Here is a 20378-nt window from a genome sequence, read left to right on the forward strand (position 1 = left end):
GGCGCGCCCTTCAAGGAGTGCGTCACCCACGGCTGGACCGTGGACGGCGAGGGCAAGGCCATGCACAAGTCCCTGGGCAACGGCATGGACCCCGCCGAGATCTTTGACAAATACGGCGCGGACCTGCTGCGGCTGTGGGCCGCCAGCGCCGACTACCACGCCGACATGCGCTGCTCCGACGCCATCTTCAAGCAGCTCTCCCAGAACTACCTGAAGTTCCGCAACACCGCCCGGTACTGCCTGGGCAACCTGGACGGCTTTGATCCCGACCATCTGGTCCCCGCCGCCGAGATGGAGGAGCTGGACCGCTGGGCCATGGCCCAGCTGAACGCCCTCATCGAAAAGTGCGAAAAGGCCTATCAGGACTATGAGTTCAACGCCGTGACCCACGCCGTCAACGACTTCTGCGTGGTGGACATGTCCAACTTCTACCTGGATATCATCAAGGACCGTCTGTACTGCGAGGAAAAGGACGGCGCCAAGCGCCGCAGCGCCCAGACCGCCCTGTTCCTGATCCTGGACACCATGACCAAGATCATGGCCCCCATTCTGGCCTTCACCTGCGACGAGATCTGGCAGGCTATGCCCCACCGCTCCAGCGACGACGGCCGGAACGTGGTGTTCAACGAGATGAACAAGCCCTTTGCGGAGTATGCCATCACCAACCCCGTCTCCTGGGCCACGGTCATCCAGCTCCGGGACAGCGTAAACGCCGCCCTGGAGACCGCCCGTGCCGAGAAGAAGATCGGCAAGAGCCTGGAGGCCCACATCACCCTGGTGCAGTCCAAGGATTCCCAGGTGGACCTCACCGCGGAGCGGAAGCACTTCGACGACCAGTGGGCGGACCTGTTCATCGTCTCCGACGTGGACTTCTCGGAGGACGAGGCCCTCTACGCCCAGGGCGCGGACACCAAGCTGGCCGGTTGGCGCGTGGTGGTCTCCGAGGCCAAGGGTGCCAAGTGCCCCCGCTGCTGGAAGCACTCGGTCCAGTCCGGCAAGGATGATCTCTGCCCCCGCTGCGCCGCGGTGGTGGCGAAGCTGCCGGAACTTTAAGCGCTCTGTCCAAACGGCCCGGAAGCATCAGCTTCCGGGCCGTTCCCTGTCAAGAGGTCTCACAGAGTTCGCGCCCGGGGCGCGAAAAACAGGAGATCCATGTTTCCCGGCGACATGCGCGGCGGGAAACATACTTCTCGGTCCGCAAGTGTGCGCGTGGTCCGCCATATGCGGACCAGAAGTGCGCGCAGCGGACCGTAACCCCTTTGCCGAAACTCCCCGCTGGGAGTTTCGGCAATTTCAGGCCCGGAAGCATCAGCTTCCGGGCCGTTCCTTGTAGCGGGGACAGGCGGGCGTATCCTTCCACCGGAGCTTCCGGCGGGGCGTGCCGCAGTGGCCCGCCGCCACCGGGCCGTACCGGTAGCCGAATTTCACATAATGCCGGTAGAAATGCGCGCAGGTCTCACATGTTTTTTCCATCTTTTATATCACCTCAAATAAAATTTACACCTGATAAGGTGTAAAGTCAACACATATTATCAAAAATAAAGTAAAATATGAAAATATGATTAGAGGTGGTAGCTGTGAAATATTATCCAAGATTGCGGAACCTGCGAGAAGACAACGAAAAAACTCAAGGAGAGCTTGCTGCTCTCTTGGGAACAACCCAACAACAATATTCCAAATATGAAAAAGGTATTCAGGAAATTCCAGTCCACCATCTGCTTACACTTGCAGATTTTTATAAAGTATCCGTTGATTATTTGCTTGGGCGGGATTCTTGACGCAAGAACCAGAAGCAAGGGTTTCTGGTTCTTTATTTTTTGCCTTCAGTCAAAAAATCTGACCTTATAATAAATATCATATCTGGATATTCAAATCAGCTCAGATATGGCGTATCCTCTGAGATGTCAAAGATGTCGATCTTTCCCTGAGGAGGCTGATTTTATGAAACAGAAATGGACGCTGCAAAAGACCGTATATATCGCCGTGCTGGCGGCGCTGGTGTGCGTGGTGACCTTCTTCCGCTTTCCCCTGCTTGGCTCCAAGGTGCACTTTGCCAACGCCATGTGCCTGCTCAGCGGCCTGCTGATGGGGCCGCTGTCCGGCGGTCTGGCGGCAGGCATCGGCTCCGTGCTGTACGACGCTCTGTTCGGCGGCTATGGACCGCTGGACTGCGCCGTCACCTTCGTCTCCAAGTTCCTGATGGCCTGGGTCTGCGCCAAGATCGCCTTTGCCATGGGCAGCGAGGCAAAGCGCCACGGCCAAAACATCGCCGCCTGCGTTGCCGGCGCGCTGACCTATGTGGCGCTGTACATGCTCAAGACCTTCATCTTCCAGATGTTTGTCTACGGCTATCCCATGGAGACTGCCGTGGTCACCATGGGCAGCAAGCTGCCCGCCTCTCTCATCAACGCCGTGGCAGCCATGGTGGCCGCGCCCATCCTGTACGCCGCCCTGGTCCCCGCTCTGCGCCGGGCTGGCCAGCTGGACAAAATGCGGCCCTGACCGCTTCCTCAAACCGCCTGAAGGCTCACGCCTCCAGGCGGTTTTTTTGTTGCAATTCCCGCCTAAAACGTGTATATTGAGTAAAAACATCTCCACTAGGGCGGCTTCGCCCCTGTGTGTTACTGCTTTCGAGGCTTTGGAGGATCTCTGTATGCCAACATCCCTGCATCAGCGCAGCGTGCCGGTGGACGCGGCCAAGACCGCGGCGATCTTCGGGACGCTGCTGATCCACGCCTCCGCCGCCGGGGGCTTCTCCGGCGCGGCGGGGTCTCCGGGCTGGACGGCGGCGCTGTTTTGGAATGCCCTGCTGCGCTGCGCCGTCCCCGTGTTCTTCATGTGCAGCGGCGCGCTGCTGCTGCCGCCGGAAAAGGAAGTCACCGTCAGGACCATCTGGCGGAAGTATATCCCCCGCATCCTCATCGCCCTGCTGTTCTGGGCGGCGGCCTACGACGGCTGGCAGCTCCTGCTGGCCTTCCGCCGCACCGGCGTGCTGGAGGCCGCCGCGCTTCAAAAGGCAGCAGCGGACTGGCTGCTGTTCCGCCACAAATCCCATCTCTACTATCTGCACATCATCCTGCTGGTCTACGCGCTGCTGCCTCTGACCCGCCTGTTTGCGGCGAAGGCGGACCGGCGGCTGCTCCGGTACGGTCTGGCGGTCTGGTTCCTGCTGGGCATCCTGCTGCCCACGGCCCGGTTCTTCCCGCCCCTCTCCCTGCTGACCGGCATCCCGGCCCAGTATCCCATCAACCTGACCTGGAGCGCAGTGGGCTACGGCGTTCTGGGCTATGCCCTGTCCCAGGAGGCCCAAAACCGCCGTTCCCGGCACTTCCTGCTGCTGTATCTGGCGGGCTTCTGCGTGACCTTCGGCGGGACGCTGGGCCTGTCTCTGGCCAAGGGGAGCCTGTATGAGGGCCTGCTGAACGGGAATTCCCTGGGCGTGTGCTTGCAGGCGGCAGGGGTCTTTGGCTTCTGCGCCAGCCGTTTCGCGGACTGGGAACGGTGCCGCCTGACGGAAACGGTCTCCCGGGCCTCCTTCTGCGTCTATCTGACCCATGTGTTCTTCCTGGAATTTTTGAACGCCCGGGGGATCGCCGCCGGGCTCTTTCCCAACGCGTGGGTCATCCCGGCGCTGGCGCTGGCCTGCTTTGCCGCCGGTTTCCTGGCGTGGGTGATCCTGCGGCGGGTCCCGTGGGCCCGCAAGTACCTGATTTAAGGAGCGATCTCTATGCTGTATATGACCGGCGCGGCCATGGCCGCGCTGCTGCTGGGCCTGGACCAGTGGTCCAAGGCCTGGATCACCGCCAACCTGCCGCTGGGAGAACGAATGGACCTCTTCCCCGGCTTTCTGGAGCTGCTGACGGTCCACAACTACGGCGCCGCCTGGTCCAGCTTCTCCGGGATGCGGTGGCTGCTGGTGTGCGTCACCAGCTGCATCGTGCTGGCGGTGCTGTATGTGCTGGCCAGGCGGATCGTCCGCCATCCCGCGGGCGTGACGGCCTGCTTTCTGATCCTGGCCGGGGGCCTGGGCAACATCATCGACCGGGTCCGGCTGGGCTATGTGGTGGACATGCTCCACTTCCAGTTCTGGCCCTCCTATCCCACCTTCAACGTGGCGGACATCTGCGTGGTGTGCGGCTGTGTGCTGGGAGCGGTCTATTACTTGTTCCTCTACGAAAAATATGACAAAAAGGGACCTGCCCATGGAGAAGCTGACGCTCCAAGTAAATAAGGAGGACGCCGGACAGCGGATCGACGCCTGGCTGGCGGCAAATCTGGAAAATGTGACCCGCTCCGCCGCCCAGCGGATGCTGGAGGAGGGCCGGGTCACCATGGGGGGCCGTATCCCGGCAAAGAACTGCAAGCTCACCGGCGGGGAGACCGTGGAGGTGGTCCTGCCGGAGCCGGAGCCGGTGGATGTGGTCCCCCAGGACATCCCGCTGGACGTGGTGTATGAGGACGGCGACGTGATCGTGGTGAACAAGCCCAAGGGGCTGGTGGTCCACCCCGCCCCCGGCCACCCTGATGGAACTCTGGTGAACGCCCTGCTCTATCACTGCGGGGACAGCCTCTCCGGCGTCGGCGGGGCGCTGCGGCCCGGCATCGTCCACCGCATCGACCGGGACACCTCCGGCCTTATCATCGCGGCGAAAAACGACTTTGCCCATCAGAAGCTGGCGGCCCAATTGCAGGACCACACCCTGGCCCGGATCTATGAGTGCATCGTAACAGGGAACCTCCGGGAGGACAGCGGCACCGTGGACGCCCCCATCGGGCGGCATCCCGTGGACCGGAAGAAAATGGCGGTGGTGTCCGGCGGGCGGAGCGCCGTGACCCACTGGACGGTGCTGGCCCGGTATCCCGGCTTCACCTACGCGGAGTGCCGGCTGGAAACGGGCCGGACCCACCAGATCCGGGTCCACATGGCCCACATCGGCCACCCCATCCTGGGGGACGCCGTATACGGGAAGCCTGTTCCGGGCCTGCGGGGCCAGTGCCTCCACGCTGTGGGACTGCGGTTCCTTCACCCCCGCACCGGAGAGCCGGTGGAGCTGCGGTGCGGGCTGCCGGAGGAATTCCAGGCCCAGCTCCGAAAACTGGAGCGTCGGATGTAAGAACCTGTATTCGCAAGCATTGAACGCCGTCTGGACGGGTCTTTTCCCGTCATACTTCGTTGCTTTTCCTTGAAATACACAAAGTATTCCCGCGTCAAAGCGCCTCGCCTGACGGGAAAATCCCTCGTTCATCCGGCATTACCCGCTTATGAATACAGGTTCTAAAAGAAAAAGCCGGCCCGTTTGGGCCGGTTTTTATCTGTTTTGGGCCTTCTTTAATTTTCGGATATCCTCCCCCACAAAGGGCAAAAGCTCGTACTCTCCCTCGATACGGGAGACAGTCTGCGGCGTGTAGCGCTGGGCCAGCTTCTCCGGCGTCAGATTCGTGCTGATGATGGTGGACCGCTTTTCCATCAGCCGGGTATTGACGATCCGATACAGAGCGCTCTGGACGAAGGGCGTAGTCATCTCCGTGCCCAGATCGTCCAGGATCAGCAGGTCGCAGTTCAGGATGCGGGACACGTCGGCGGACACCTCGCTGCCCTCTTCCCTGCCGAACTTCTGATTCTCGAACCGCTCAAACACATGGGCCGCCGTGTCGTAGACCACGGAAAAGCCTCTGCCGCTGACCTCCCGGGCGATGGCGGCGGAGAGGTGGGTCTTGCCCAGTCCCGGCGCGCCGAACAGCAGCAGGCTGCCGGGTTTGCGGCCGAACTGGTGGGCATACTCCGCGCAGCTGTTGTAGACACGCTCCTCCATGTGGGCCCGGGCGGACTTCTTCTGCCCTGGCTCCAGCTGATCGGAATACCAGTCCAGAGAGAAGGTGTCAAAGCTCTGACCATTCAGGTCCAGCATCCGGCTCAGCTCCTTCTGCTGCTCCAGGGCGTAATACGCCCGCAGGCAGCGGCACACCTGACCGCCGCGGTAGCCGGTGTCGCCGCAGAGGGAACAGGCGGGCTTTTCCTCCAGGCAGTCCTCCGGCAGGCCCGCCTGGGCCAGCAGGCGGTGTTTTTCCTCCTGAAGGCGCAGATTCTCCTCCCGCAGGATCTCCACCGCCGGACCGGGGTCCGTGCCATAGCGCAGGGCGCTGGAAATGATGCGGCTCATGGTGGAGCGCAGCTCGGCGTCCACCTCCTTCAGCCGGGGCTGACGGCTGAAAATGGCCTCCCGCCGCTCCTGGGCGCGGCTCTCCCTCCGGCGTTTGTCCTCTTCAAACCGCAAAAGCGCCCGGCGCATGATCTTGCCGTCATAGGCCATGGTTCAGCCCTCCTGTTCCCCATTGTGCTTCACACATATTTCCAGGCATCGTCAGCCTGCTTCTTCGGCACGGCCCTGGGCGCCGGCCTGTCGCCCTGTTCCACCTCTTCCAGCGTGTGGAGCCCCGCCTGATGCCAGCGCTTCAGGATGCCGTTGCAGTAAGGCCATTTCAGCTCGTGGCACTTCAGCACGGTCTTGTCGTAGGCCAAGGCCACTGTCTCCGGCGGGAAGCCCATCTCCTGCCAGGCCAGCAGATATTTTTCCTCTGACGCCACCGGGGGGCGGTCTCCCAAGCGAAGCGCCTGCATATACCGGGGCAGCGCGCCCTGGCGCTCCGTGTATTTTTTCAAATATTCCACCGCTGCCCGCTGGGTGTCGATCCCCATGCGGGCCCAGGCGTAGCCCTCTTTTTCGATCTGCCGCAGCGTTGGGCGGCGGCCCTCGCCATAGCGCCGCTGGATGCGCTCCGCGCAATGGCACACCAACAGGTAGATCACGTCGGCAGGAAGGCCCAGATAGTCGTTCAGGCCCAGCAGAATGCCCACGTCCGGCGTGGTCAGCTTCTTGCCCAGCCGCCGCTCCACCTCGGCGGTGAGGCCCCGGAACTCGCCGCTGGTCTCCAGCCGCTCCGCGATGTCCGTGCGCTGATAGACCGGCTTCTCGTCCGCCGGCTCCAGCGGCATTTCCTCTGCCGGGGCGATGAGGCCCAGGGCCCGGAGGGTCTCCTCCGCCGCCTCGATGCGGGGCCGGTCCCACCGCAGCTCTCCCGCCAGGGACCGGGGCGGCACGGCGCCGTGGTGCCGCAGGAGGGCCAGGTACAGCAGCGCCGCGTCGCCGTCGCCCTTCTCCAGCAGCCGTTTTGCCGCCTGGGCGGTCAACGTGACGCCCTCGTCCTCCGTATGTACCAGCACGTTCGCCATGAAAGGCCCTCCTCTCTTTTTCAATACCCTCGGCGGATACAGGATACCGCTTATTTTACACGAAATTTGCCCGCAGGACAAGCCCCAACCCAAAATGTCCCTTCCAAATCGGCCGAGACGGCTGATGATGTTATGGTTCCCGGAAAATTTGCGGTTTCCTGTAGTGTTTTCGTCCGAAACCGCAGGACATAGATAAAGCCGGAAAGGAGGCGGTATGGCAATGGAGGATGAGGCTATCATAAAACTGTTTTTCGCGCGTTCAGAACAGGCGGTGCGGGAACTGGATATGAAATACGGAAAAATTTTTTACAGTCTCTCGTACAATATCGTGAACAGCAGGCAGGACGCGGAGGAGTGCGTCAACGACGCTTATCTCGGTACGTGGAACGCGATCCCCCCAGCGCGGCCCGATCCGCTGCTCGCCTATGTCTGCAAGATCGTCCGAAACCTGTCTCCGTCCGGCTGACCCGCATCCGCAGACATATGAACACGAAGGAATTTTCGGAGGTTATGGGAGAGCTGAATAACATTTCAGACGCCGAGCTTATTCATTGCGTTTATGAGGACCATGAAAGAGCGCACGCGCAAGCAGGCCCCGCGAAACACTCCGCGGGCAGTCATTCTACGCTCTCTTTGACGGTTTCAGGTGGATTTTCCAAATACGCGTCAAATGAAGCCGGCGTGTTTTTGATTGAAACGCTGCGCCGAACGTTTTACGACTACAGCAGCTTTGACGAACTGGATTTGACGGTCAGGAGCCTGACAGACAGCGCGGCTTCCAGCGGCATAGCGGAGCCAGGCATGCAGGCTGACGACGGGAAAAGCCTTGTATGGGAGGAAATGTCTGAAAAGGAAATTGATGGAGTCGCATGCTATGCGTTTGAGCTGAGATATTCTGAGGACGAGGTCATAAACGGCAAAATGGCAGGACGCCTTTTGGGTATTTATGCAGTATCAAAAGACAGCGCAACATTTTACCAATACAACATGAGCGATGATGCCTGGGAAAAGCTGCAGGCTGCGGCAGCCGATTGAAGCCGGGCATGGTGGCGCGCGATCGCGGCACAAGGGAAATATTCCATTTGCGTTTCATGGCGGGCCGGTCGCAGCAGCCTCCGCCTTTTGTGAATTTTTTCAAAATCTCCTGTTTTTTTGTGGCGCTGTCAGCCCCCTTGTGATATACTGGATGCTGAAAAATTGGGTATTCCTGCCCTAGGCCCTGTTTGAAAAGGACCAAAACACCAAAGGGGGAGTTCATGATGGCAAATCGCGTATCCGTTACCATCTGCGGAGAGGACTATGTTTTTGTCGCCGAGGAGTCCGCCGCTTACATGCAGAAAGTCGGCGCCTATGTGGGCAATAAAATGGAGGAGATCCTCAACAGCTCCAAGGTAGGCCGCACCGACGCCGCCGTCCTTACCGCCGCCAACATCGCCGACGAGCTGTTCAAGGCCCAGGCCGCCGCGGAACAGCTCCGCAGCCAGATCAAGGGCTATCTGGACGAGGCCGGCAAGGCCCAGTCTGAGGTCAGCGAGCTGAAGCGCGAGGTCTTTCGTCTGCAGCAAAAGCTGGACAACCGGAACAGCCGCTGATGAAGCCGGAGCTCCTCGCCCCCGCCGGGTCTCCGGAAGCGCTGCGGGCCGCCGTGCAGAACGGCGCCGGGGCGGTATACCTGGGCTGGGGCGATTTCAACGCCCGCCGGAGCGCCAGGAATTTCTCAGACGAGGAATTTGCGGACGCGCTGGCCTATTGTCATGTCCGGGGCGTGCGGGTCTTTTTGACCCTGAATACCCTGCTGACGGACCGGGAGCTGCCCCAGGCCCTGGAAACGGCCCGGGCCGCCTGCCGCCTGGGCGTGGATTCCATTCTGGTCCAGGACTGGGGCCTGTTTGACCTGCTGCGCCGCTCCCTGCCGGACCTGCCCCTCCACGCCAGCACCCAGATGAGCGTGTTTACCTCCGGCGGCGCCGCGGAGCTGGCCGCCGACGGCTGTGAACGGATCGTCATCGCTCGGGAGTGCTCCAGGGAGGACACTGCCGCCATCTGTAAAAGCTGTCCCGCTGAGGTCGAAGTGTTCGTCCACGGGGCGTTGTGCATGTGCTACTCCGGCCAGTGCGCCATGAGCGCCCTCATCGGCGGACGGTCCGGCAACCGGGGCCGGTGCGCCCAGCCCTGCCGCCTGCCCTACGGCGTCAACGGGCCCGCCAGAGGACAGTATCCCCTGAGCCTGAAGGACAGCTCTCTGGCCCGGGAGCTGCGGGACATGGCCGATATGGGCGTGGCCTGTTTGAAGCTGGAGGGCCGGATGAAGCGGCCGGAGTATGTGGCAGTGGTGACCCGCGTCTACGCCCGCCTGCTGGCGGAGGACCGGGGTCCGGCCCCCGCCGAAGAGGCGGAGCTGGCCCAGGCCTTTTCCCGCTCCGGATTTACCGACGGGTATTGGCAGGGCAAACAGGGCGCGGGGATGTTCGGGACCCGGCCGGAGAACGCGCCGGACCCCAAGGAGCTGTTCGACGCGGCGAGGGCCGCTTATGAAAAAGGCGATCTGCGGACCGTGCCGGTGGATCTTTCCTGCGCCATCCGGGCTGGAATACCCAGCGTTTTAACAGCGGAGGACCGGGACGGACATGCCGTGACCGTCACCGGCCCGGTGCCGGAGGCCGCCCGAAGCCGCAGCGTCACCGTTGAAGAGATTACGAGCCGCCTGAAAAAGACCGGCGGCACCGCTTTCCGCTGTGAAAGCGCGGAGGCGGCGGTGGACGAGGGCCTGTCCCTCCCCGCCAGCGCTGTCAACGCCCTGCGGCGGGACGCTTTGGCGGCGCTGACTGCCGCCCGCACCGCGCCGCCGGTCCGCCGGGAGCTGCCGGCGCCGCAGCTGCCGGACATAGACCGCGCCGTGGCCGCGCCACGATTCACGATCTCTGTGACCGGCGCCGCCCAGTTGACGGCGGAGCTGCTGGGCCTCGGCCCCGCCAGGGTCTATGTGCCTCTGGAGCTGCTGGCGGACCTGCCCGCCCTGCCCCGGAGCGAAACGGAGTGGTGCGCCATTCTGCCCCGGGTATGGCGGGACCGGGACGAGCCGGAGCTGCGCCGCTGGCTGGACAGGGCGCGGCACTTAGGCGTCACCGGCGCACTGCTGGGCAATATCGGCCACCTCTCCCTGGCCCGGGACACGGGGCTGGCGCTGTACGGCGACTACGGCCTGAACGTGTTCAACGCCCGGTCCCTGGACTATCTCCGGGGCAAGGGGCTCTCGTCGGCCTGCGTGTCCTTCGAGCTGCGGTCCGCTCAGATCCGGGACATGCGGAAGGTTTTGCCCGCCGAGGCCATCGTCTATGGCCGTCTGCCGCTGATGATCACGGAGAATTGTCTCATGCGGGACCGCGCCGGCTGCCGCCTCTGGCAAAATGGAGCGGCGGTGCCCGGCCAGGCACCCTGCCAGGGCGGGAATGCACTGAATGACCGCACCGGCGCGGCCTTCCCTCTGCTGCCCGCCTATGGGCACCGGACGGAGATCCAGAACAGCCGGGTCCTCTGGCTGGCGGACCGGCCGGAGTGGAAGCGGTTGGGTCTGGCCTACGTCCGTCTGCGGTTTACCACGGAAAGCCCGGAGGAATGCGTCCAGGCCTTCCGGGGCTATCTGAATGGAGCCGCTGCGCCTGGGGATTTCACCCGGGGACTTTATGAGCGGGGCGTGGAGTGACGGGAGCGATCCGCAGTTCTCTCTGCGAAAACACCGGTATTTCAGATGCATTTCAGATACGTTTCGTATTATTCTTTATAAATATTACAAATCATTATCTTTTTTGGAGTTTTACATGGAAGAGATCAAGGTAAAATATTTTGTGGACGACATCGACGAGCTGTGCTATGTGGCGGGCAAGTCCGACTGGATCGACCTTCACGCCGCCGAAGAGGTGACGCTGAGGGCCGGGGAGTTCCGGCTGATCCCCCTGGGCGTGGCCATCGCTCTGCCGGAGGGCTGCGAGGCCCACATCGTCCCCCGCAGCTCCACGTTTAAAAATTACGGCATTTTGCAGACCAACTCCATGGGAGTCGTGGACTGCTCCTACTGCGGCGACAACGACCAGTGGCGGATGCCGGTCTACGCCACCCGGGACGTGACCATCGAGAAAAACGCCCGCATCTGCCAGTTCCGCATCATGAAAAACCAGCCGCCCCTGACCTTCACCAAGGTCCAGCGTCTGGACGGCCCGGACCGGGGCGGCTTCGGCTCCACTGGAAAGTGAGGCGCGCCATGGCAAAGATCGTTTTGGCCTCTGGTTCTCCCCGGCGGCAGGAATTACTGCGGCGCATCGGCATCACGGACTTTGACATCCGGGTCCCGGAGACGGAGGAATCTTATCCCGAGGGGCTGTCCCCCGCCGGCATCGTGGAGTACATCTCCCGGGAAAAGGCGGACGCCGCCATGGCGCTGTGCGCCCCGGACGAGATCGTCATCACCGCCGACACCATGGTGTTTCTGGACGACGCGCGCCTGGGCAAGCCCGCGGACGAGGCCGACGCCCTGCGAATGCTGACGGCCCTTCAGGGCCGCCATCACACCGTCTGCACCGGCGTCACTGTACGGCAGGGCGGCCGCTCCATCACCGAGAGCGAATCCACCGAGGTCTATTTCCGCCCCGCCTCGGAAGCGGAGCTGCGGGGCTATATCGCCACCGGCGAGCCGATGGACAAGGCGGGCGCCTACGGCGTCCAGGGCAAGGGTTCCCTGCTGGTAGAGCGGCTGAACGGCGACTTTTTCAATGTGATGGGCCTGCCGGTGCTGCGGCTGAGCCGGATGCTGGAACAGTTCGGCGTCACTTTTTTCTGAGCGCGGCAGGCGCGCCCCTCTAAGGAGGACTTGTATTGAAAGATTTTCTGAAGAACCACGGCCTGTGGGTCCTGTTCGCCGCGGCGGTCATCTCCGTGGCTCTGGCGGTCATGTCCGCGCTGAGCAACACCGCCGCGCCGCTGACCAACGCGGCCAATATCGTGGCCTCCCCCTTCCGCTCCGCCTACACCGCCATCGCCACCTGGTTCAACGACAAACAGAACTACTACCGGGACACCACGGCGCTGGAGGAGGAAAACGCCGCTCTCCGGAAGCGGATCGCTGAAATGGAGGAGACGGTGCGGCAGGCGGAGGCGGCCCTGGCGGAAAACGCCCGCCTGCGGGACCTGAACGACCTGCGGGAGCAGCGCCGGGATCTCAGCGACATCGAGGCCGCCTATATCACAGAGCACGATGTGTCCAACTGGACCTCCTCCCTGACGCTGAACAAGGGCACTGTCCACGGCGTGGAGGCGGGCGACTGCGTCATCGACGAGACCGGCGCTCTGGTGGGGATCATCAGTGTGAGCGGTACCAACTGGTCCACCGTCCTGACCCTGGTGGACACCGACATGTCGCTGGGCGCGCAGGTCTTTCGCACCGGCGACCTGGGCTTGGCCCAGGGGGACTTCTCCCTGATGGGGAAGGTCCGGCTGCGGCTGGATTACCTGTCCGCCGGCTGCCAGCTTCTGGGCGGCGATCTGGTGGTGACCTCCGGCCTGGGCGGCTACTATCCCGAGGGGCTGGTCATCGGCTCCGTAGAGGAAGTCCAGGTGGATGATTCCGGCGCTGCCTCTTACGCCATCCTGGCGCCCCAGGTATCCTTTGACGACCTGGAGGAGGTCTTTGTCATCAAGTCCTTCGACATTGTTCCATGATGCTTTCCCGCGGCTTTGCCGCGCTGTGATCTTGTGGCAAGGAGGTCCCCCCTGTGCTGGCACGCAATGAAACGATCTTCAAATGGACGCTGTACGCCGCCGCCACCGCGCTGTGCTTCCTGATCCAGGGGGCGCTGCTCCAGCGGATCACGGTCTGGGGCGTCATCCCTTTCCTGTATCCCTTGCTGGCGGCGGTGCCCGCCGCCTATGAGGGGCCGGTCCCCGGCACTGTGTTTGCCCTGGCGGTGGGCGTGATCTGCGACCTGCTGCTGCCGGGCGCTTTCCCCTGCTTCTACACGCTGCTGTTTCCCCTGGTGGGGCTGTGCGCGGCGCTGATCTCCCGGAGCCTGCTGCCTGCGGGACCTCTCTGTTCCCTGGCGGGGACCACCGCCGCCTTTTTGATGAGCGGCCTGTTCCACGGCCTGCTGCTGTGGCTGGGCGGCAAGTCCGCCTGGAGCGCCAGCGCCTCTGTGACCCTGCGGGAGTTCTGCGTCACCGCGCCGCTGGTCATCCCTGTGACCTATTTGTACCGGGCCGTCTGCCGGCGGACCCATCTGGACGACTAGAGCGATTCCCGGACCGTTGAACCCTTCTCAGTATTTTTGATACGAATCGCTCATAGAACAATTCCATTGTTTTATTGGGGCCGCATAAGCGGCCCGGCGGCGAAGCTGCCTGTGATGAACGTCCATACTTTTCCTGCACGATGCAGGCGCGGCGGCGCGATGCGGCGCAATAAAAAACCTTTTTAAAGTTTTTTATCAGGAAACAGTATGCGAAGTGCCCTAGACGACGAAGGAGACACTATGGACCACAACGAGACCCCCATCAAGCGCCTGTATCTGCTGGCCGCGTTTCTGGCGGCGATGCTGCTGCTGTATCTGTGCGTGCTGTTCGATACCCAGGTGAACCACTATGACGACTATGTGGCGCAGTCCATCCACTCCATAACCCAGCCTGAAAACGTGGAGTCCTCCCGGGGCATCATCACCGACCGGAACGGCCGCCCCCTGGTAACCAACCGCTCCACCTACGCCCTGACCTTTGACGCCGGGCGGCTGCGGAAGGGCGACGATGAGAACGAGGCCATCCTCCGGCTGCTGCGGCTGTGCCAGGAGCAGGGCGTGGAGTGGAACGACAATCTGCCCATCTCCAAAAGCCCCCCCTTTTCCTACACCATCCAGCAGCAGGATGACATCCAGAAGCGGCGGTTCCTGAAATATCTGCTGTCCCTGGACGAAGTGAAGGACGCTCTGGGGGACTATCTGCTGGAGCATCCTTGGATCATTTCCGCCGAGGCGGCGGATGCGATCCCCTCCGGGGAAGAGGCGGACGAAAAGGCCCTGCGGGCCGCCGCCGACAGTCTGACCAAGCAGCTGACCATCGACCATCTGGACGCTCTGCTGCTGAACGGGGCGGGCATCTCCACCTCCCGGCTGCTGCAGATCATGGCGGAACGCATGAAGCTGCCGGACAGCTTCTCCCTGGAGGATGCCCGGCTGGTGCTGGGGGTGCAGTATGAGCTGTCTCTGCGGAAGCTGAGCAATATCGACACCTATGTGCTGGCCAACGATGTGGACACCGCCTTCATCTCCCTGCTCAGCGACGGCGGCTATGCCGGGGCCAAGATTTCCCGGTCTACCGTCCGGGAGTATCAGACCACCTATGCCGCCCATATCCTGGGAACAGTCAGCCGCATCCAGGCGGAGGACCTGCCGACCCTTTCCGATGACTACGACGGCGACGACTGGATCGGCAGAAGCGGCGTGGAGGCTGCCTTTGAGTCCTATCTGAAGGGCAGCGACGGCCGCCGGATCGTCTCCGTCAACAGCGACGGCAAGGTCACCGGCGAACATTACAGCATCGACCCCCGGCCCGGCAGCACCGTGGAGCTGACCATCGACCTGGACCTTCAGACCGTGGTGGAGGACGCTCTGGCGGAGACCGTCTCCGCCATGACCGCTGACGACGGCGACGACAGCCGCGGCGGCGCCGCCGCCGTGATAAAGGTCGGCACCGGCGAGGTGCTGTCCCTGGCCTCCTATCCCTCCTACGACCTGTCCACCTACCGGCGGACAGAGATCTACAACGCGTTGAGCACGAATCCCGCCAATCCTTTCTTCAACCGGGCCACCAATCAGCCCTATGCCCCCGGCTCGACCCTGAAGCCCCTCACCGCCGTGGCGGCGCTGGAATCCGGCGCCACCACACTGAAGGAGAAAATCAAGGACACCGGCCGCTGGATCTATCCCGGCACCACCAACGACGGTGCCAACTGCTGGATCGGCTATCCCGGCCACGGCAAGCTGAACGTGACCCAGGCCATCACCAATTCCTGCAACTATTTCTTCGCGGAGATGGGCTACCGCATGGAAATGGACACATTTCAGAAATATCTGTCCGCCTTTGGCCTGGGCGAGAACAGCGGCATCGAGATCGGCGACAATCCCGGCAGCCTGCCCCAGAACAACGTGGGCGAAGACCTGGCTCCCTGGGCCGCTTTCGGCCAGGCCAACCAGGAGTATACCCCCCTGCAATTAGCCAACTATATCGCGACCCTGGTCTCCGGCGGCAAGCACTGCCAGGCCCATCTGCTGAAGGCCGTGAAATCCTATGACAGCACGGAGACCCTGGCCGTAGGCGACACCTCCCCCGTCAACATCGTGGATTTCAGCGAGAGCACCCTGAACGCCGTGAAACAGGGCATGCTGGGCTACACCCAGCCCGGCGGCATGGTGTATCAATACTTCCGCAACTGCGTGGTCTCCGCCGGCGCCAAGACCGGCACCGCCCAGCTGGGCGGCGACCAGGAGAACAACGGCGTGTTCGTGTGCTTCGCCCCCTACGACGACCCGGAGATCGCCGTGGCCATCGCCATCGAGCACGGCGGCGCCGGCGCTGCCCTGGCCACCACCGCTGTGAATATCCTGAACGCCTATTTTGCCGAGGACGAGACCGGCGCCGCCATTACCGGCGAGAACCAGCTTCTGCCATGAGCCGGATCCCTCCGGCGGCTATTCATCACTTCCACAACAAGGAGCCTCATATAATGAGCGAACCATTCGTTTTTGACCCCCGCAGCGAATTCTGCAAGACCCCCTTCGGCGCGGTCCCCTGCGGACATGAGATCCAATTCCGCTGCCGTCCCCTCTTCTGCGAAGCCTTTACCAGCTGCACGCTGGTGATGCACTATGAGTTCTCCGGCACCTGCCGGCAGGTAGAGCTGTCCCCCACCGGCCCCGAGGGGGAGCGCACCTGCTTTTTCGCCGCCGTGACCGCCCCGGAAGCGCCGGAGCTGATCTGGTACCACTTCCGCCTCCGGCGGGACGACGGCACCGGCTGCGACCTGGATAAGACCGGCTACCGCAGCGACGGCTTGACTGCCCCCTGGCAGATCACTGTCTATGCGGAAAGCCATACGCCCCAATGGTTTGGTTCTGGTGTAACTTACCAGATATTTCCAGACCGTTTCTGCCGTGACCGCCTGCCGGACCCCACCGGTCTGGTGGGAGACCGCTGGGTCCACGAAAATTGGTCCGACGCGCCCGCGTGGCAGCCGGACCCAGACGGCGAGATCCGGAACCGGGACTTCTTCGGCGGCACACTGACGGGTATCGCCTCCAAGCTGCCCCGGCTGGCGGAGATGGGCGTTGGGACCCTTTACCTCTGCCCTATTTTTGAATCCGCCTCTAACCACCGCTACAACACGGCAAATTATACGAAGGTCGATCCCATGCTGGGTACGGAAGAGGACCTGAAAAACCTGTGCGCCCAGGCCAGGACCTTCGGCATCCGGGTCATACTGGACGGCGTATTCAACCACACCGGCTCTCAAAGCGTCTATTTCAACGCCGACGGCTTCTACCCTTCGGTGGGCGCGGCTCAAAGTCAGGACAGTCCCTATTATGACTGGTTCTCCTTCCATCCCTGGCCCGACGATTACGATGCCTGGTGGGGAATCCGGACCCTGCCCGCTGTCCGGGAGAACAGCTCCAGCTACTTGGACTACGTCATTGAAGCACCTGACTCCATCGTCCGCCGGTGGCTTCGCTGCGGTATCTCCGGCTGGCGGCTGGATGTGGCCGACGAGCTGCCGGATGGGTTTATTAAAAAGGTCCGCGCCGCTGTGGAGGAGACCGACCCGGACGCGTTTCTGCTGGGCGAGGTCTGGGAGGACGCCAGCACCAAGATCGCCTATTCCCAGCGGCGGAAATACCTGCTGGGCAGCGAGCTTCACGGCGTGATGAACTACCCCTTCCGCACGGCCCTGCTGAACTATCTCCGTGGCGGCGACGCCGACGTATTCCGGGAAGCCATGGAGACTCTGCGGGAAAACTACCCCCCGGCGGCCTTCTACTCCGCCATGAACTTTTTGGGGACCCACGATACCGCCCGCATTCTGACGGTGCTGGGGGCGGATCGGGTCCCTGAGACCAAGGCGGAGCGGGCGGCCTATCGCCTCTCCCCCGCCGAACGGGAACGGGGCGAGGCCCTGGTAAAGCTGGCGGCCCTGGTGCTGTTCACCTTCCCCGGCTCTCCCACTGTTTACTACGGCGACGAAATGGGCATGGAGGGCTGGGAGGACCCCTTCAACCGGGGAGCTTATCCCTGGGACGCCGACGGCGGCAGCCTGCTGCCCCACTTTACCCTGCTGGGCCGCCTGCGCTCTCAGCTCACCGTCTTGCAGCGCGGCCAGCTCCACTGGCTGTTTACCGCCGGTCCTCTGCTGGCCTTTGCCCGGGAGCTGTCCGGCCAGTGGACCGCCACTGTGGTGAACGCCTCTGACTGGTCCCAAGTCCTCGCCATCCCCTGGCCCTCCTCTCAGGCTCTGGACCGGCTGTCCGGCCAGACCTTCGCTGCGGCGGATGGCACGCTGTCCCTGGACCTGCCGCCCCGGACCGGGCTGTTTTTGACCTGAGCGCTCTTTTGCCGGAATGTTTCACATGAAACATTCCGGCTTCCTCTATAGCTTTGTTTCACGTGAAACAATTTTTGCTTTCTCCCCAAATTTCAAGAAAAATTGGCAATAGACCTTGAAACCCTCTTTTCCCCTTGTTATAATGTGTGCGTGTGTGTATATCTACTCTTTTCCCGCGGATGCGAGGACATCCGCGGGAGGAGGGCCAGGAAAGTAGGTGCCTTTGTGGCAAAAACCATAGCGATCGTGAATCAAAAGGGCGGTGTCGGCAAGACCACCACCTGCGTGAATCTGGCCGCCGCCCTGACGGAGGCGGGGCAGCGCGTCCTCCTGTGTGATTTTGATCCCCAGGCCAACTCCACTTCCGGCATGGGCGTGGACAAGACCGTATCCAAGGGGATCTACGAGGTGCTGATCGGCGGGATCCCCTGCGGCGACGCCGTGGCTCACACCCGCTTCGGCGACGTTCTCCCCTCCAACAAGGCTCTGGCCGGAGCCGGCATCGAGCTGATCGGCATGGAGCGCCGGGAATTCTTGCTGCGGGACGCGTTGGATCAGGTATCAGGCCTCTACGACTTTATTCTCATCGACTGTCCTCCTTCCCTGGAGCTGCTGACCCTGAACGCCCTCTGCGCCGCCGACAGTATTCTGGTGCCGGTCCAGGGGGAATACTATGCGCTGGAGGGGCTCAGCGACCTGATGAACACCGTCCGCATCGTGCGGCGTTCCCTGAATCCCCGGCTGGAACTGGAGGGCGTGCTGCTGACCATGTTCGACGGCCGGACGAATCTGGCTTTGCAGGTGGCGGAAGAAGTAAAGCACTACTTCCCCGGCAAGGTCTATTCCACTGTGATCCCCCGCAACGTCCGGCTCTCCGAGGCCCCCAGCCACGGAAAGCCCATTACCGCCTACGACCGCACCTCCCGAGGGGCGGAGGCCTATACCGCTTTCGCGGTGGAATTTTTGAAAAGACAAGCTGTTTAAGGCAGACTGCCTGACGCTGAAAGGAGCATCTGTCCATGGCATCCAGAAAGCCCTCCGGCCTGGGCCGCGGCCTTGGCGCCCTGCTGGGCGACGACGTGCTGAAAAGCGAAAGTCCCGGCACGCTGTATCTTCCCATCACCAGCGTAGAGAATAACTCCGCCCAACCCCGCAAGAGCTTTGATGAAGCTGCGCTGGCCCAACTGGCGGAATCCATCCGCCAGCACGGCGTGATCCAGCCGCTGACCGTGCGAAAGCTGGCCTCCGGCTATTATCAGATCGTCGCCGGTGAGCGGCGCTGGCGGGCCGCCCGGATGGCAGGTCTCAGCGAGATTCCCGCCATGGTCATCGAGGCCGACGACCGCAAGGCCGCCGAGCTGGCCATGATCGAAAACCTCCAGCGGGAGGATCTGGACCCCATCGAAGAGGCCTCCGGCTACCAAACTTTGATCCAGCAGTATCACATGACCCAGGAGGAGGCCGCCCAGCGGGTCGGCAGATCCCGCAGCGCTGTGGCCAATACCCTGCGGCTGCTGGAGTTGTGTCCCGCCGTACAGAAGCAGGTGAAGGCGGGCAAGCTCTCCGCCGGACACGCCCGCGCTCTGATCCCTCTCTCCCCTGCTTTGCAGGCAAAGGCAGCGGAAGCCATCGTGCAGGGAGACCTGTCTGTCCGGCAGGCGGAAGCCCTGGCCAAACGGCTGGCTGCGGAAAAGAAGCCGGAAAAGCAGGCGGCAGTGGATCAAGTGGATTACGCCGCCGAAGCCCAAAAGGACCTGGCCGCCAAGCTGGGCCGGGGCGTGAAGATCGTCACTGGCCGGAAAAAAGGCCGGATAGAGCTGGAATACTACGGCATGGACGATCTCAATGACCTGCTGGAGGCTCTGGCTCTCCTGCGGACGAAACAGAAAGGACCCCAGGCATGAATTTAGAAAAACGCAGCAGCGGCGAGCCGTCAAAGGAATCTCAGGAAAAAACAGGCGGCAACAAGCCCGTCGTTGTCTATATCATGATCCTGTTCATCGCGGCCTTTTTGCTGATGGCGCTGTCCTTTGCCATGCACCAGCGCAGCAACACCCAGGCCCTGGGCGAGCTGCAAAACTCTGTCACCGTGATGCAGGATATCCAGGCCAGCCAGGAGCGGATCATTGAATTACAGCAGGAGCTGGCAGATCTGGAGGACCAGCTGGCGGAAAAGGACGCCGAGCAGGAGACCCTGAACCAGAAGCTGAAAGATGCCGGCGCTTCGCTGGACAGCCTGGAACAACAGCTTGCGGCCCAATCCCACCTCTATACGCTCATGCAGCAATACGCCGCGAGGGACTATGATGCCTGCGCCCAAACCCTCCAGCAGATGGAGGCGAATGGCTGGCCCGCTCTGCTGGGCGATGTCCCGCCGGAGACAGGCGTCACCCCGCCCAGCCAGCGATATGAGGAGCTGAAAGAGGCTGTGGAGGCCAAACTGGACAAATAAAGTGCTCTCATATGTTTCACATGAAACATTTTGGATAACATCATTTATATAAGTAAGAGGAGACG

Annotated in this window: 22 protein-coding genes; 19 read left to right on the plus strand and 3 right to left on the minus strand. The window is 62.4% G+C overall.

Annotated elements, in window-relative coordinates; genetic code table 11:
• On the plus strand, window positions 1-1053 hold a 1053-nt coding region (locus tag Q0Z69_RS13070; protein ID WP_298034381.1), incomplete at its 5' end, for a class I tRNA ligase family protein.
• 255 nt (window positions 1054-1308) lie between these two features.
• Here Q0Z69_RS13070 and Q0Z69_RS13075 read toward each other — a convergent pair.
• Entirely contained in the window at window positions 1309-1473 is a 165-nt protein-coding gene (locus Q0Z69_RS13075; RefSeq protein ID WP_298034383.1) for a hypothetical protein, read from the minus strand.
• Between the two features lie 104 nt (window positions 1474-1577).
• On the opposite strand from Q0Z69_RS13075, the gene Q0Z69_RS13080 reads away from it, so the two are divergent.
• From Q0Z69_RS13080 to Q0Z69_RS13100, 5 genes are all read left to right on the plus strand, one after another.
• Window positions 1578-1778: a helix-turn-helix domain-containing protein gene (locus Q0Z69_RS13080; protein WP_298034386.1), complete on the plus strand. Its 201-nt coding sequence runs from the start codon at window positions 1578-1580 to the stop codon at window positions 1776-1778.
• 163 nt (window positions 1779-1941) lie between these two features.
• Window positions 1942-2502, plus strand: a complete 561-nt coding sequence (locus Q0Z69_RS13085) for an ECF transporter S component (protein ID WP_298034391.1) — start codon at window positions 1942-1944, stop codon at window positions 2500-2502.
• Between the two features lie 151 nt (window positions 2503-2653).
• On the plus strand, window positions 2654-3715 hold the full coding sequence (locus tag Q0Z69_RS13090; protein ID WP_298034394.1) for an acyltransferase: 1062 nt from the start codon (window positions 2654-2656) through the stop codon (window positions 3713-3715).
• 12 nt (window positions 3716-3727) lie between these two features.
• Complete coding sequence (gene lspA / locus Q0Z69_RS13095; RefSeq protein WP_298034396.1) at window positions 3728-4231, plus strand: signal peptidase II; 504 nt, start codon at window positions 3728-3730, stop codon at window positions 4229-4231.
• A complete protein-coding gene (locus Q0Z69_RS13100; RefSeq protein WP_298034399.1) occupies window positions 4203-5114 on the plus strand; it encodes an RluA family pseudouridine synthase in 912 nt (303 codons plus the stop codon). The genes lspA and Q0Z69_RS13100 overlap by 29 nt, the downstream gene beginning before the upstream one ends.
• A 195-nt stretch (window positions 5115-5309) precedes the next feature.
• On the opposite strand, the gene Q0Z69_RS13105 is transcribed toward Q0Z69_RS13100, so the two are convergent.
• Window positions 5310-6311 carry an ATP-binding protein gene (locus tag Q0Z69_RS13105; RefSeq protein WP_298034401.1) on the minus strand — a complete coding sequence of 334 codons (1002 nt, stop codon included), beginning with the start codon at window positions 6309-6311 and terminating at the stop codon, window positions 5310-5312.
• Between the two features lie 29 nt (window positions 6312-6340).
• Window positions 6341-7231: a DnaD domain protein gene (locus Q0Z69_RS13110; RefSeq protein WP_298034403.1), complete on the minus strand. Its 891-nt coding sequence runs from the start codon at window positions 7229-7231 to the stop codon at window positions 6341-6343.
• Window positions 7232-7445: 214 nt separating this feature from the next.
• On the opposite strand from Q0Z69_RS13110, the gene Q0Z69_RS13115 reads away from it, so the two are divergent.
• The 13 genes from Q0Z69_RS13115 (at window position 7446) to Q0Z69_RS13175 (ending at window position 20313) form a co-directional block, all read left to right on the plus strand.
• Window positions 7446-7697 carry a sigma factor gene (locus Q0Z69_RS13115; protein WP_298034406.1) on the plus strand — a complete coding sequence of 84 codons (252 nt, stop codon included), beginning with the start codon at window positions 7446-7448 and terminating at the stop codon, window positions 7695-7697.
• A 44-nt stretch (window positions 7698-7741) separates the two neighbouring features.
• On the plus strand, window positions 7742-8266 hold the full coding sequence (locus tag Q0Z69_RS13120; RefSeq protein ID WP_298034408.1) for a hypothetical protein: 525 nt from the start codon (window positions 7742-7744) through the stop codon (window positions 8264-8266).
• 224 nt (window positions 8267-8490) lie between these two features.
• Window positions 8491-8823, plus strand: a complete 333-nt coding sequence (locus tag Q0Z69_RS13125; RefSeq protein ID WP_298034409.1) for a cell division protein ZapA — start codon at window positions 8491-8493, stop codon at window positions 8821-8823.
• On the plus strand, window positions 8823-10934 hold the full coding sequence (locus tag Q0Z69_RS13130) for a U32 family peptidase (protein ID WP_298034411.1): 2112 nt from the start codon (window positions 8823-8825) through the stop codon (window positions 10932-10934). The genes Q0Z69_RS13125 and Q0Z69_RS13130 overlap by 1 nt, the downstream gene beginning before the upstream one ends.
• Window positions 10935-11049: 115 nt before the next feature.
• Complete coding sequence (locus Q0Z69_RS13135) at window positions 11050-11481, plus strand: dUTP diphosphatase (protein WP_298034415.1); 432 nt, start codon at window positions 11050-11052, stop codon at window positions 11479-11481.
• An 8-nt stretch (window positions 11482-11489) separates the two neighbouring features.
• Complete coding sequence (locus Q0Z69_RS13140) at window positions 11490-12065, plus strand: nucleoside triphosphate pyrophosphatase (RefSeq protein WP_298034418.1); 576 nt, start codon at window positions 11490-11492, stop codon at window positions 12063-12065.
• 35 nt (window positions 12066-12100) lie between these two features.
• Window positions 12101-12943, plus strand: coding sequence for a rod shape-determining protein MreC (mreC, locus tag Q0Z69_RS13145; RefSeq protein WP_298034422.1), 843 nt, complete (start codon window positions 12101-12103; stop codon window positions 12941-12943).
• 53 nt (window positions 12944-12996) lie between these two features.
• Window positions 12997-13509 carry a hypothetical protein gene (locus Q0Z69_RS13150; RefSeq protein ID WP_298034424.1) on the plus strand — a complete coding sequence of 171 codons (513 nt, stop codon included), beginning with the start codon at window positions 12997-12999 and terminating at the stop codon, window positions 13507-13509.
• Window positions 13510-13716: 207 nt separating this feature from the next.
• Window positions 13717-15939, plus strand: a complete 2223-nt coding sequence (locus tag Q0Z69_RS13155; RefSeq protein WP_298034427.1) for a penicillin-binding protein 2 — start codon at window positions 13717-13719, stop codon at window positions 15937-15939.
• A 53-nt stretch (window positions 15940-15992) separates the two neighbouring features.
• On the plus strand, window positions 15993-17861 hold the full coding sequence (locus Q0Z69_RS13160) for a glycoside hydrolase family 13 protein (RefSeq protein ID WP_298034428.1): 1869 nt from the start codon (window positions 15993-15995) through the stop codon (window positions 17859-17861).
• A gap of 225 nt (window positions 17862-18086) precedes the next feature.
• Window positions 18087-18845, plus strand: a complete 759-nt coding sequence (locus tag Q0Z69_RS13165; protein WP_298034430.1) for a ParA family protein — start codon at window positions 18087-18089, stop codon at window positions 18843-18845.
• Window positions 18846-18880: 35 nt separating this feature from the next.
• Window positions 18881-19765, plus strand: coding sequence for a ParB/RepB/Spo0J family partition protein (locus Q0Z69_RS13170; RefSeq protein WP_298034433.1), 885 nt, complete (start codon window positions 18881-18883; stop codon window positions 19763-19765).
• The gene (locus tag Q0Z69_RS13175; RefSeq protein ID WP_298034435.1) at window positions 19762-20313 is read left to right on the plus strand and encodes a hypothetical protein; all 552 of its coding nucleotides are present in this window, start codon (window positions 19762-19764) and stop codon (window positions 20311-20313) included. Before Q0Z69_RS13170 ends, Q0Z69_RS13175 begins: the two co-directional genes overlap by 4 nt.
• Window positions 20314-20378 lie beyond the last annotated feature (65 nt).

The organism is uncultured Dysosmobacter sp. (genome assembly GCF_947631165.1).
In the GTDB taxonomy this organism is placed as follows: domain Bacteria; phylum Bacillota; class Clostridia; order Oscillospirales; family Oscillospiraceae; genus Oscillibacter.